This window comes from Kitasatospora sp. NPDC002543 (assembly GCF_053594915.1).
Map to the genome: position 1 here is coordinate 1 of NZ_JBSFWR010000007.1, position 13499 is coordinate 13499.

The following is a 13499-nucleotide window of genomic DNA, read 5'->3' on the forward strand; positions in this document are numbered from 1 at the left end:
GCCCGGTTACATTCCGAACCCGGAAGCTAAGCCTTACAGCGCCGATGGTACTGCAGGGGGGACCCTGTGGGAGAGTAGGACGCCGCCGAACAATTATTCCGAAAAGCCCCTTCCCATCCGGGAAGGGGCTTTTTGCGTTACCCTCTGCCAATGCAGAACCTGACCCTGACCTGGCAGTCCGCCGGGGCCGCCGCCATCGCTCTCCATGCGGGCGCGTACGCCGTGGCGAGGGGCCGGAAGCCGGCGCTGTCCGCGCTGCTGCGGGAGGCCGGCACGCTGCTGGCGCTGTTCGCGCTCTGGCAGTTGGTCGGGCACCTCTCGGTGATGAGCACGGACCACGCGCTGGATCGGGCGAGCTGGATCCACCACACCGAGCAGGTGGTGGGACTGCCGGACGAGGCCTCCTGGCAGAGGGCGGTCACGCCGTACCCGGTACTGGTGAGGCTGGCGAACTACTACTACGCGGTCATGCATTTCGCGGTGATGCTCGCGGTCCTGCTCTGGGTGTTCGTGCGGCACCGGGAGCGCTACGCGTGGGTGCGCAACACGGTGGTGATCACGACCGCGGTCTGTCTGCTGGTGCAGTTCATCCCCGTGGCGCCGCCGCGGATGCTGCCGGAGAGCGGCTTCGTCGACGTGGCGGCCCAGTACGGGCAGTCGGTGTACGGCGGCGCGGTCGGCGGTGTGGTGGTGGCGGACCAGTTGTCGGCGATGCCGTCGGTCCACGTCGCCTGGTGCGTGCTGGTGGCGGTCGCGGTGATCCGGGTGTCGCGCAGTTCGCTCCGTTGGGTGATGGTGCTGCACCCGTTGCTGACGGTGGCGGTGGTCGTGGTGACGGCCAACCACTTCTGGCTGGACGGCATCGTGGCGGTGGTGATCCTGCTCCTCGCCTACGCCGTGCTGGCGTTGGCGGCACGGCGACGGGGCCGGGCCTCCGCCGGGACGGAGGTCCGGCCCCTCGGTGCCGCCGAGGAGCGGCTGGAGCAGGTCGGCTGAACCGACGGTCACGTGAACCGACGGTCACGTGAACCGACGGTCACGTGAACCGACGGTCACGTGAACCGACGGTCACGTGAACCGACGGTCACCTGAACCGACGGTCACCTGAACCGACGGTCACTTGACCGGCAGGGCGACCCTTCCCCAGGAGCCGTTGGTCAGCCCGGAGGTGGCCCAGTACCAGGCGGCGAGCCCGGAGAGGGCCGCGATCCAGCCCGCGGTCTTGGCCAGACCGCCGTAGCCGCCGAAGGTGGCGATGGCGGAGAGCAGCAGGGAGACCGTCAGCAGGCCGTAGACGGCGCGGCTGAGCAGGTTCGTGCCCCAGCTCGCGGCGGTGAGGGTGAGGGCGAGCAGGGCCCACAGGAGCAGGAAGAGGCCGGCGGCGTTCTTGCCCGCCCCGCCTGCCGCGGACCAGACCGCCCAGAAGGCGCCGAGGCTGGTGAAGGCGGTTCCCGTGAAGCCCTCGCCGCCGCGGAGCTGCCAGAGGCCCGCGATGAAGAGGGTGACGCCGCCGAGCAGATGGGCGAGGTGGGCCGCGTTCCCGACGCCTGCTCCGTGCAGGATGCCGGTGGAGAGCAGGCCGTAGGCGAGCAGTGTGAGTCCGAGCGCGAGGTAGCCGAGGTTACCCGCGTCGGCTCCGGTGGAGCGGGCGTTCGTTGCCCCGGTAGCGTCGTTGCTCACCGGAGGCTCCTTTCACTCTGGTGTTTCACTCTGGGTGCGCGCAGGGCGCGGTGACGCTGTGGTGGCGTCCGGAGGAGTGGAGGTGAGTGGATGCGCGCGACCGCGCCGAGGGCGCACGACTGAGAGCGTGCGCGGGCTGCGGTCGGAAGTGATGGGTCATCCGAAGTGACGGGCAGCGGAGAGCCGCTGGTCACGTCCCCGCCGGAGGGAATCCCCGGTGGGATCGGTCTACCCGGCCCGATCCGCTTGTACCGTTGTGAATATAACAATTTGTGACTGCGTCAGCACGGCGCGATCGTCAAAGCCCGATCGACGCAGCCTGATCGACACAGCCCGGTCGGGGCAGCCCGCTCGGCGGGGCGCACCCCGCGGAGCTCTCACGCCTGACGCTGGGTGGGCACCCGCAGGGTGAGGATCGCCATGTCGTCGGAGGGCGGCTCCGGGGCGAAGCGCTCGACCGCGCGCTGCACCCGGGCCGCCACCGCGCCGGCGGTCAGGCCGGTACAGCCGGTGAGCACCTCGGCGAGGCCGTCGTCGCCCAGCATCCGCCGGCCTTCGCGGCGTTCGGTGACCCCGTCGGTGACGCAGAGCAGGACCTCGCCGGGGGCGAGCACCAGGTGCTCGGCGGTCAGGTCGAGGTCGTCCATGACGCCGAGCAGCGGCTGCGGGGTGGCGGCACGGTCGACCTGGCCGTCGGTGCGCAGCCGTAGCGGCAGCGGGTGGCCGGCGCAGACGAGGGAGAGCTCGGTGCTGCCGTCCGGGCGGGGCGTCAGCTCGCCGTAGAGCAGGGTGAGGAAGCGGCTGCGCGAACCCTCGTCCAGGATGGCCGCGTTGAGCCGGCGCAGGACCTGCGGGGCGTCCAGGCCCTCGCGGGCGAGCAGGCGCAGCGAGTGCCGGGCCAGGCCGGTGACCGAGGCGGCCTCGGGGCCGGTGCCGCAGACGTCGCCGATGGCGAAGCCGTAGGTGCCCTCGCGGATGGTGAACAGGTCGTAGAAGTCGCCGCCGACCTCGTTGCCCTCGCCGGCCGCCTGGTAGTAGACGTCCACCTCGACGCCGGGGATCTCCGGGAGGTCCGGCGGGAGCAGGCTGCGCTGGAGGGCCTGGCTGGTGGCGGTGCGCTCGGAGTAGAGGCGGGAGTTGTCCAGGGCGAGGGCGGCCCGGCGGGAGAGGTCCTCGGCGAGTTCGAGGATCTCCTGGCGGAACCGGACGCCGGTCGGGACGCCGAGCACCAGCAGGCCGATGACGCGGTTGCGGGCGGTCAGCGCGAGGACGACGGTCTCGCCGAGCAGGCCGGCGAGTTCCGGGCCGTCGGTGAGTCCGCAGGCCTCGGCGGTCTCGGCGGGGGCGGTCCAGAACCGGACGCCGTGGGTGGGCCCGGCCTCCGGGGCGGGGGTCTTGTCGAGCAGGTCGCGCAGCGGGTCGATGCGGTCCTCGTCCTCGTGCAGCACGAAGGCGAGCCGGGCCACGGAGGCGTGGTCGGCGGTGGTGTAGACGGCGCACCAGGAGGCGAGGGTGGGGACGGCCATCTGGGCCATCAGCGCCAGGGTCTGCTCGTGTTCGAGGGTGCCGGCCAGCAGGTCGGAGGCCTCGACCAGGAAGGAGAGCGAGCCGCGGCGCAGCTGTTCGAGCTCGGTCAGCCGGGTGCTCTCGACGGCGAGGGCGACCCGGTCGGCGGCGAACTGGAGGCGCAGCGCGTCCTCGTTGTCGTAGCGGCCGGGGACGGCGGCGGCGATGCCGAGCGAGCCGATCAGCCGGCCCTCGACCTTCAGCGGGACGGTGATCAGGGAGCGCATGCCGCTGTCGGAGAGCAGGGGCAGGCCGGTGGGCCGGGTGGAGAGGTCCTCGTGGACGGAGGGCAGCCGGGCGGAGTCGTAGCGGTTGCCGGTCCCGACCGGGAAGCGGGTGTGCCGGCGGTGCCCGGCGGTGAGGCCGGTGGCGGCGCGGACCTCGAACTCGGCCTCGTCCTCGGTGGTGAGCAGCAGGTACGCCGCGTCGCCGTCGAGCAGGTCGCGGGCGCGTTCGACGGTGCGCTGGAGCAGGGTGTCGAGGTCCTCGGTGGCGACCGGGCCGGCCAGCAGGTCGAGCCGGGGGCCGGCCTGGTCCGGGCGGTCGCCGGGCAGGGCGCGGGCGGGGGAGCGCAGCACCGCGCGGTCGGGTTCGAGGACGAGCAGACAGAGGGTGGAGGGGACACCCTCGGTGTCGCGCAGCCGGACCTGGACGCCGTACACCTCGACCTCGCGGCCGTCCTGGCGGCGGATGCCGTAGCCGCCCTCCCAGCGGGCCATCCGCAGGGTGTCGGTCAGGCCGAGGCCGCGGGCGGGGGACTGCGGCCAGACCGCGAGGTCGGCCCAGGGGCGGCCGAGGACGGCGGCGGCCGGGTACTGGAAGAGCGCCTCGGCGTCCTGGTTCCAGGCCAGCACCCGGCCGTCCTCGTCGAGCTGGACGACGGCGACGCGCACCGGGCCGGGGCCACTGGGCAGGTCGCTGCCGGGGGTGGCGGGAACGGCGTAGCGGGTGCCGAGCACGTGTGCTGGCAGCGTGAGGCGGAACCAGACGGTCTTGCGGCCGGCCGCGTACTCGACGCCCCACCGTTCGGCGAGGGCGGAGCACATCAGGAGGCCGCGGCCGCCCTCGCCGTCCGGGTCGGCGTAGCGGTCGGAGTCGGCGACCGGACCGTCGCCGAGCGAGGGCAGGCCGCGCTCGGGATGGTGGTCGGTGACCTCGATCCGGACGCTCTCCTCCTCGCGCAGGCAGCAGACCTCGGCGGCGGTGCCGGCGTGCACGACGGCGTTGGTGACGAGCTCGCTGACCAGCACGACCGCGTCGTCGACGACCTCGGGCAGCCCCCAGCCGAGCAGCGCGTCCCGGACGAAGCCCCGCGCGGCGGCCGCGGACCGGCCGTCGGGGTCGAAGGTGGCGGCTGCGCGCGCGGTGACCACGTTGCCACTTCTCCTCTGCTGCTCTTGCCCTGGTTGTCCGGGGTGCGGCGCCGACTCCCCCTGCGCGCCGTCGGGGGTGAGCGGCGGCGCTGGGTCGGGTTGTGGCCCGGTGCAGCGCTCCACCCTACTTTCCGCTTGGTTCCCCGTGGGGGCGGGGAGTCGAAACAGGCACCAGAGGGTGATTCTGCCCACCTGTTTCGGACGGTGCGGTACGAACCGAGCGCAACCGGCCGTACACCCGGTGCCGGTGCTGCCAGACTGGGGGGTCCGCGACGGCCGACGGGAGCAGTACGGTCGTGTGGGTGCCGGCGCGTCGAGGGCCGCCGGTACACAGCCCAGCCGGGCCGGTGCCCGGGTGCGTGCCGCACCGGCACGGCCGGTCACCGGACAGTTCACGATGTGGGAGGGGCCCGTTGAGTTCGGCCACCAAGGACGCAACCGGAACGACGCCGCCCGCCCCGCGCGGTGCGCGCCCCGGGGCCGTGCCGCGGAACGCGGCCGGCCGTCGGGCGAGCCACAACCGCGGAGCGGAGCCCGCCGAGCTGCGCAAGCTGCTGTCGGCGCTGACCGCGATGAGGGACGGCAACTTCCGGCGCCGGCTGACGGTCCCCGGGGACGGGCCGCTGGCCGAGATCGCCGCGGTCTTCAACGAGGTCGCCGAGCGCAACCAGCACCTGACCGGTGAGCTGGCGCGGGTGCGTCGGGCGGTGGGCCGCGAGGGCCGGCTGAACGAGCGGCTGGAGACCGGCGCGGGCGAGGGCGCCTGGATGGCGGCGGTCGACAACTGCAACGCGCTGATCGACGACCTGGCCCGTCCGATGTCCGAGGTGGGCCGGGTGCTCACCTCGATCGCCGAGGGTGACCTGGACCAGAAGATGGAGCTGCGCTCGCTGCACAGCAACGGGGTGAGTCACCCGCTGCGCGGCGAGTACCTGAAGATCGGGCGGACCGTCAACGGGCTGGTGGACCAGCTCTCCGAGTTCACCGACGAGGTGACCCGGGTGGCCCGCGAGGTCGGCACCGAGGGCAAGCTCGGCGGCCAGGCCAAGGTCCGCAGCGTGTCCGGCAGTTGGAAGGACCTGGCGGACTCGGTCAACACCATGGCGGGCCGGCTGACCGCCCAGGTGCGCAACATCGCCCAGGTGACCACGGCGGTGGCCAAGGGCGACCTGTCCCGCAAGGTCACCGTCGAGGTGGCCGGCGAGATGCTGGAGCTGAAGAACACCGTCAACACGATGGTGGACCAGCTGAACGGCTTCGCCGCCCAGGTCACCACGGTGGCCCGGGACGTGGGGACGGAGGGACGGCTCGGCGGTCAGGCCCAGGTGCCGGGGGTGGCCGGGGTCTGGCGGGACCTGACCGACTCGGTGAACTTCATGGCCGACAACCTGACCGGCCAGGTGCGCAACATCGCCCAGGTGACCACGGCGGTGGCGCGCGGGGACCTCTCGCAGAAGATCGAGGTGGACGCGCGCGGCGAGATGCTGGAGCTGAAGAACACCATCAACACGATGGTCGACCAGCTCTCCGGCTTCGCCGAGCAGGTGACCCGGGTGGCCCGCCAGGTGGGCACCGAGGGACGGCTCGGCGGTCAGGCGCAGGTGCCCTGGGCGGCCGGGGTCTGGCGGGACCTGACCGACAACGTCAACTTCATGGCGAACAATCTCACCGATCAGGTGCGGAACATCGCCCAGGTGACGACCGCGGTCGCCAAGGGCGACCTGTCGCAGAAGATCCAGGTGGACGCGCGCGGGGAGATCCTGGAGCTGAAGAACACCATCAACACGATGGTCGACCAGCTGGGCGCCTTCGCGGACGAGGTCACCAGGGTCGCCCGGGACGTCGGCACCGAGGGCATCCTCGGCGGCCAGGCCAGCGTGCCCGGCGTGGCCGGCATCTGGAAGGACCTGACCAACTCCGTCAACCTGATGGCCAACAACCTCACCAGCCAGGTCCGGAACATCGCCGAGGTGACGACGGCGGTGGCGCGCGGCGACGTCTCCAAGAAGATCACCGTCGACGCCCGGGGCGAGATCCTGGAACTGGTGACGACCGTCAACACCATGGTCGACCAGCTGTCGGCGTTCGCCGACGAGGTGACCCGGGTCGCCCGTGAGGTGGGCACCGAGGGCATCCTGGGCGGCCAGGCCCGGGTGCGCGGGGTGTCGGGCATCTGGAAGGACCTGACCGACAACGTCAACTTCATGGCGTCGAACCTGACCGGGCAGGTGCGCAACATCGCCGAGGTCGCCGGTGCGGTGGCGCGCGGCGACCTCTCCAAGAAGATCGCCATCGACGCGCAGGGCGAGGTGGCGGCGCTCGCCGCGACCCTCAACACCATGGTCGACCAGCTGTCCTCCTTCGCGGTGGAGGTCACCCGGGTGGCCCGCGAGGTGGGCACCGACGGCACCCTGGGCGGCCAGGCGAGCGTGCCGGGCGTGGCCGGCATCTGGAAGGACCTGACCGACAACGTCAACCAGATGGCCAACAATCTCACCGGTCAGGTGCGGAACATCGCGCTGGTGATCACCGCGGTGGCCCGCGGCGACCTCTCGCAGAAGATCGACGTCGACGCGCGCGGCGAGATCCTCCAGCTCAAGACCAACATCAACACCATGGTGGACCAGCTCTCCGCCTTCGCCGACGAGGTGACCCGGGTCGCCCGGGAGGTGGGCACCGACGGACGGCTCGGCGGCCAGGCCCGGGTGCCCGGCGTGGACGGCACCTGGCAGGACCTCACCGAGTCGGTGAACGAGCTGGCCAACAACCTGACCCGGCAGGTGCGCGCGATCGCCCAGGTCGCCACCGCGGTCACCAGGGGCGACCTGAGCCTGCGGATCGACGTGGACGCCGCGGGCGAGCTCGACGAGCTCAAGGACAACATCAACCAGATGATCGCCAACCTGCGCGAAACCACCCGCACCAACCAGGAGCAGGACTGGCTCAAGACCAACCTGGCCCGGATCTCCGGCCTGCTCCAGGGCCGCCGGGACCTGGAGGCCGTCGCCTCGCTGATCATGACCGAGCTGACCCCGGTGGTCTCCGCCCAGCACGGTGCCTTCTTCCTCTCCCAGCCGGCCGGCCGCACCGCGGAGCTGATCACCGAGGACGACGACGAGAACGACACCGTGCTGCGCCTGATCGGCAGCTACGGCTACCAGCGGCGGGCGATGCCGACCACCTTCCGGCCCGGGGAGTCGCTGATCGGGCAGGCCGCGGTGGAGAAGCGGGCGATCATCCTCAAGGAGGCGCCGCCCGGGTACCTGAAGATCGCCTCCGGGCTCGGCGAGGCCTCCCCGGCCCACATCGTGGTGCTGCCGGTGTTGTTCGAGGGCCGGCTGCTGGGTGTGATCGAGCTGGCCACCTTCAGCTCCTTCACCACCGTCGCGCTGGACTTCCTGAACCAGATCGCCGACCTGATCGGCGTCACCGTCAACACCATCAGCGTCAACACCAAGACCGAGGGCCTGCTGCTGGAGTCCCAGCGGCTGACCGCCGAACTCTCGATGCGTTCCGCCGAGTTGGAGGCCCGCCAGGAGGAGCTGGAGCGCACCAACGAGGAGTTGCAGGAGAAGGCCGAGCAACTCGCCCAGCAGAACCGCGACATCGAGATCAAGAACGGCGAGATCGAGGAGGCCCGGCAGGTCCTGGAGGAGCGCGCCGAGCAGCTCGCCCTGGCCTCCCGGTACAAGAGCGAGTTCCTCGCCAACATGTCGCACGAGCTGCGCACCCCGCTCAACTCGCTGCTGATCCTGGCCAAGCTGCTCTCCGACAACAACGAGGGCAACCTCTCGCCCAAGCAGGTCGAGTTCGCCGACACCATCCACGGCGCGGGCTCCGACCTGCTCCAGCTGATCAACGACATCCTCGACCTGTCCAAGGTCGAGGCCGGCAAGATGGACGTCCGCCCTGCCCGGATCGCCCTGGTCCAGCTGGTCGACTACGTCGAGGCCACCTTCCAGCCGGTCGCGCTGGACAAGAACCTGGACTTCGCCGTCCGGGTCTCGCCCGCGCTGCCGGTCACCCTGCACACCGACGAGCAGCGGCTCCAGCAGGTGCTGCGCAACCTGATCTCCAACGCGGTGAAGTTCACCGACGCCGGAGCCGTCGACTTCTCGATCCGCCCGGCCGGCCCGGAGGTCCCGCAGCACGTGCGCGAGCGGCTGCTGGAGTCCGGCTCGATCCAGGACCCGGACGACGGGCTGATCGCCTTCTCGGTCTCCGACACCGGCATCGGCATCCCCGGCAACAAGCTGCGGGAGATCTTCGAGGCGTTCAAGCAGGCCGACGGCACCACCAGCCGCAAGTACGGCGGTACCGGCCTCGGCCTGTCCATCAGCCGCGAGATCGCCCGGCTGCTCGGCGGCGAGATCCACGCCGAGAGCGAGCTCGGCAAGGGCTCCACCTTCACGCTCTACCTGCCGCTGCGCACCGAGGCCCCGGAGGCCATCGGCGAGCCGCGTCCGGGCGTCTCCAACGGCCTGGCGCCGCGCGCCTCGGTCGGGGTGACTCCGGTGGGCCTGCCGGTGCCGGTCGGCGAGAACCCGGCCGACCACTGGGCCCAGGAGGTCCGCGAGCTGGCCGAGGAGCGCCGCCGAGGCGCGGTGGAACGCCGGCGCAGCGCCCTGGAGAGCGCCGCCGGGCCGCGGGCGGTGGAGCCCGTGCAGCCCCGCCCGGTCAACGGCGACCGGCGCTTCGACGGCCAGCAGGTGCTGATCGTGGACGACGACGTCCGCAACGTGTTCGCCCTCACCAGCGTGCTGGAGCAGCACGGCCTGACCGTCCTGTACGCGGAGAACGGCCGCGAGGGCATCGAGATGCTGGAGCAGCACGAGAGCGTGGCGCTGGTCCTGATGGACATCATGATGCCGGAGATGGACGGCTACGCGACCACCGAGGCGATCCGCCGGATGCCCCAGTTCGCCGGCCTGCCGATCATCGCGCTGACCGCCAAGGCGATGAAGGGCGACCGGGAGAAGTCGCTCCAGGCGGGTGCCACCGACCACATCACCAAGCCGGTGGAGACCGACCACCTGCTGTCGGTCATGCACGAGTGGTTGAACGGTGACCGCACGTGATCGCGAGGGGAGGCGTGAACCCCGGACCGGGCCCCCGGGTTCACGCCGGTCGGCCGGTCGGTTTGCTGGCGGTCGGACCCGGGAACCCGGTAGGGTCACCGATCGTTGCGAACAGTGACCGGACGGCGACACGCTGGTGAGCGTGCGCCGGAGCACTGGCTGCGCGCCGCTCCGATTCGGGTCACGACGGGGCGATGTGCCGGGCGAGGGGGTGCGGCTAGCATGACCGGGGTAGCGGTGGGCAGTACGCGGGTGCCTGCACCGGGCGGCAGGCAGGCGACAGGAGGGCGAGCCCTGATGCAGAAGGCCAAGATCCTCCTGGTCGACGACCGACCGGAGAACCTGCTGGCGCTGGAGGCGATCCTCTCGGCGCTGGACCAGACGTTGGTGCGCGCGGCCTCCGGGGAGGAGGCGCTGAAGGCACTGCTCACCGACGACTTCGCGGTGATCCTGCTGGACGTCCAGATGCCGGGGATGGACGGCTTCGAGACGGCCGCCCACATCAAGCGCCGCGAGCGCACCCGGGACATCCCGATCATCTTCCTGACGGCGATCAACCACGGCCCGCACCACACCTTCCGCGGCTACGCGGCCGGCGCGGTGGACTACATCTCCAAGCCCTTCGACCCGTGGGTGCTGCGCGCCAAGGTCTCCGTCTTCGTCGACCTGTACGCGAAGAACTGCCAGCTGAAGGAGCAGGCCGCACTGCTGCGCCTGCAGCTGGAGGAGGGCGGAGGCGAGCAGACCCTCGGCGGGGCGCTGCTGGGCGAGCTGTCGGCCCGGCTGGCGGCGGTCGAGGAGCAGGCGGAGGCGCTCGGCAAGCAGCTGGACGGCGGCGAGGACGCCGGGGTCGCGGCCACCGCCGCGCACCTGGAGCGCAAGCTCGCGGGGCTGCGTCGGGCCCTGGACGCGATGCGTCCGGGCAGTTCCTGACCCTCGGTTCACCCGTCCGGGTGGTCTCGATGCGGCGACCGGGTGAAACCCGGTCAGGGTGACGGTGTGTCTGCGACACGTCCGGCCGCCCGGGCTCGGGCACATGTGCAGTGGTCGCCCGCCCCGGTAGGCTGCTGACCCATGGCCACTCGCACGCCCGGGAACGCAGCACGTAAGCCGAGTCCGGGACCGTCCAAGAAGACGGCGGCGGCGAAGGCCCCGGGCAAACCGCCCGCGAAGAGGGCGGCGGCGAAGAAGGCGGCACCCGCGAAGAAGGCGGCGGCCAAGTCGGCCCCGCCCCCGCCGAAGCCGTCCAGGTCGGTGCTGATGGGGGCGCTCAACGCCCTGGCGAGCCCGATCGCCGCGATCTTCCGGGGCTTCGGTGACGGTGCCAAGAACCTGCACCCGGACCACCGCAAGGACGGCGTGGGACTGCTGCTGTTCGCGCTCGCGCTGGTGACCGCGGCCGGCACCTGGTTCAGCCCGCAGGGCTGGCTGGGCGAGGGGGCCACCGCCGTGGTGTCCGGGCTGTTCGGCCGGCTCGACGTGCTGGTGCCGTTCCTGCTGGCCGCGATGGCGATCCGGCTCTGGCGCCACCCGGAGCTGCCGGAGGCCAACGGGCGGATCATGATCGGGCTGAGCGCCCTGCTGGTCGGCGTCCTCGGGCTGGTCCACATCGGCTGCGGCGCGCCCATGATGGGCAGCGGCGCCTCCCGGATACGGGCGGCCGGCGGGATCATCGGGTGGGCCGCGTCCACCCCGATGATGGCCGCCGCCGGGCCGGCCCTGGCCGTGCCGCTGCTCCTGCTGCTGGCCTTCTTCGGGCTCCTGGTGGTCACCGCCACCCCGATCAACCGGATCGGCGAGCGGGTGCGGGGGATCGGCATACGGCTCGGCGTGGTCGAGCCCCGGCCCGAGGACGAGCTGCACTGGGGGCGCACGCCGGAGCGCGAGCTGTCCACCGACCCGCCGGAGGACGCCGACCCCGACGCGCTGCCGTTCACCGTGGACACCAACGGTGACGACCCCTCGGACGAGGTGGCCGCCCGCCGGCGCCGCCGCCGGCGCAAGCCGACCGACGAGCCGGAGGACGCCGAGCGGATCTCCCTGGACAAGGAGCCGCTGGACCCGTACGCCACCCGGGACCTCGCCGCCGGCGCGGCCGCCGACCTCGACGGCGCGCTGGTCTACGGCGTACCCGCCTCCTCCGCGGTGGCGGACATGATGCACCAGGTGCAGGACCGCACCGCCCCGCCCGAGGAGGCCGCCGTCCCGGCCGCCCGCAGCGGCCCGGGCGCGCCCGAGGAGCACGGCCCGGCGCCGGTGCGGATGGAGCAGCTCCAGCTCGGTGAGGGCGTCACCTACGCGCTGCCCTCCCTGGACCTGCTGGAGCGCGGCGGCCCGGCCAAGGCCCGCAGCGCCCTCAACGACGAGGTGGTCGCCCAGCTCACCGGCACCTTCGCCGAGTTCAAGGTGGACGCCAAGGTCACCGGCTTCACCCGGGGGCCGACGGTCACCCGCTACGAGGTCGAGCTCGGCCCGGCCGTCAAGGTGGAGCGGATCACCGCGCTCGCCAAGAACATCGCGTACGCGGTGGCCAGCCCGGACGTGCGGATCATCAGCCCGATCCCGGGCAAGTCCGCGGTCGGCATCGAGATCCCCAACCGGGACCGCGAGATGGTCAACCTCGGCGACCTGCTGCGCTCGCGCACGGCCGCGGAGGACACCCATCCGATGGTCGTCGGCATGGGCAAGGACGTCGAGGGCCACACCGTGATGGCCAACCTCGCGAAGATGCCGCACATCCTGGTGGCCGGCGCGACCGGCGCGGGCAAGTCGTCCTGCATCAACTGCCTGATCACCTCGATCCTCGCCCGGGCCACCCCGGACGAGGTGCGGATGGTGCTGGTCGACCCCAAGCGGGTCGAGCTGACCGCCTACGAGGGCATCCCGCACCTGATCACGCCGATCATCACCAACCCCAAGAAGGCCGCCGAGGCCCTCCAGTGGGTGGTGCGCGAGATGGACATGCGCTACGACGACCTCGCGGCGTTCGGCTTCCGGCACGTGGACGACTTCAACGCGGCGGTGCGGGCCGGCAAGGTCACCCCGCCGCTGGGCAGCGAGCGCGAGCTGAGGCCGTACCCGTACCTGCTGGTGATCGTCGACGAGCTGGCCGACCTGATGATGGTCGCGCCGCGCGACGTCGAGGACTCGGTGGTCCGGATCACCCAGCTGGCCCGCGCGGCCGGCATCCACCTGGTGCTCGCCACCCAGCGGCCCTCGGTGGACGTGGTCACCGGCCTGATCAAGGCCAACGTGCCGTCCCGGCTGGCCTTCGCAACCTCCGCGATGGCCGACTCCCGGGTCATCCTGGACCAGCCCGGCGCGGAGAAGCTGATCGGCAAGGGCGACGCGCTCTTCCTGCCGATGGGCGCGAGCAAGCCGATCCGCATGCAGGGCGCGTTCGTCACCGAGGCGGAGATCGCCAAGGTCGTGCAGCACTGCAAGGACCAGCTGAGCGCCGTCTACCGGGACGACGTGATGGCCGGGGCGGGCCCGAAGAAGGAGATCGACGAGGAGATCGGCGACGACCTGGACCTGCTGATCCAGGCGGCCGAACTGGTGGTCTCCACCCAGTTCGGTTCGACCTCGATGCTCCAGCGCAAGCTCCGGGTCGGCTTCGCCAAGGCGGGCCGGCTGATGGACCTGATGGAGTCGCGCGGGATCGTCGGCCCGAGCGAGGGCTCCAAGGCCCGCGACGTGCTGGTGAAGCCCGACGAGCTGGACGGGGTGCTGATCACCCTTCGGGGTTGACGGAAGGGGCCGTGCGGGGCCCGGACCGTGTCCTGAGCGAGGCATCACTCGT

6 protein-coding genes and 1 rRNA gene are annotated in these 13499 nt (G+C 71.8%); 5 read left to right on the plus strand and 2 right to left on the minus strand.

Annotated elements, in window-relative coordinates; genetic code table 11:
• A 5S ribosomal RNA gene (gene rrf / locus ACWD4P_RS05085) occupies positions 1–91 on the plus strand; the annotation flags it as partial.
• Positions 92–150: 59 nt separating this feature from the next.
• Complete coding sequence (locus ACWD4P_RS05090) at positions 151–996, plus strand: phosphatase PAP2 family protein (protein ID WP_449778593.1); 846 nt, start codon at positions 151–153, stop codon at positions 994–996.
• A gap of 120 nt (positions 997–1116) precedes the next feature.
• Here the strand turns inward: ACWD4P_RS05090 and ACWD4P_RS05095 are convergent, their stop codons facing one another.
• A complete protein-coding gene (locus ACWD4P_RS05095; protein ID WP_449778594.1) occupies positions 1117–1680 on the minus strand; it encodes an acetate uptake transporter in 564 nt (187 codons plus the stop codon).
• Positions 1681–2057: 377 nt separating this feature from the next.
• Entirely contained in the window at positions 2058–4742 is a 2685-nt protein-coding gene (locus tag ACWD4P_RS05100; RefSeq protein ID WP_449778595.1) for a SpoIIE family protein phosphatase, read from the minus strand.
• Between the two features lie 449 nt (positions 4743–5191).
• Between ACWD4P_RS05100 and ACWD4P_RS05105 the strand changes: the two genes are divergently transcribed.
• The 3 genes from ACWD4P_RS05105 (at position 5192) to ACWD4P_RS05115 (ending at position 13447) form a co-directional block, all read left to right on the plus strand.
• Positions 5192–9697, plus strand: coding sequence for a HAMP domain-containing protein (locus ACWD4P_RS05105; RefSeq protein WP_359822113.1), 4506 nt, complete (start codon positions 5192–5194; stop codon positions 9695–9697).
• Positions 9698–9991: 294 nt separating this feature from the next.
• The gene (locus tag ACWD4P_RS05110; RefSeq protein WP_449778652.1) at positions 9992–10630 is read left to right on the plus strand and encodes a response regulator; all 639 of its coding nucleotides are present in this window, start codon (positions 9992–9994) and stop codon (positions 10628–10630) included.
• Positions 10631–10771: 141 nt separating this feature from the next.
• Positions 10772–13447, plus strand: a complete 2676-nt coding sequence (locus tag ACWD4P_RS05115; RefSeq protein WP_359822084.1) for an FtsK/SpoIIIE family DNA translocase — start codon at positions 10772–10774, stop codon at positions 13445–13447.
• Positions 13448–13499: the final 52 nt, after the last annotated feature.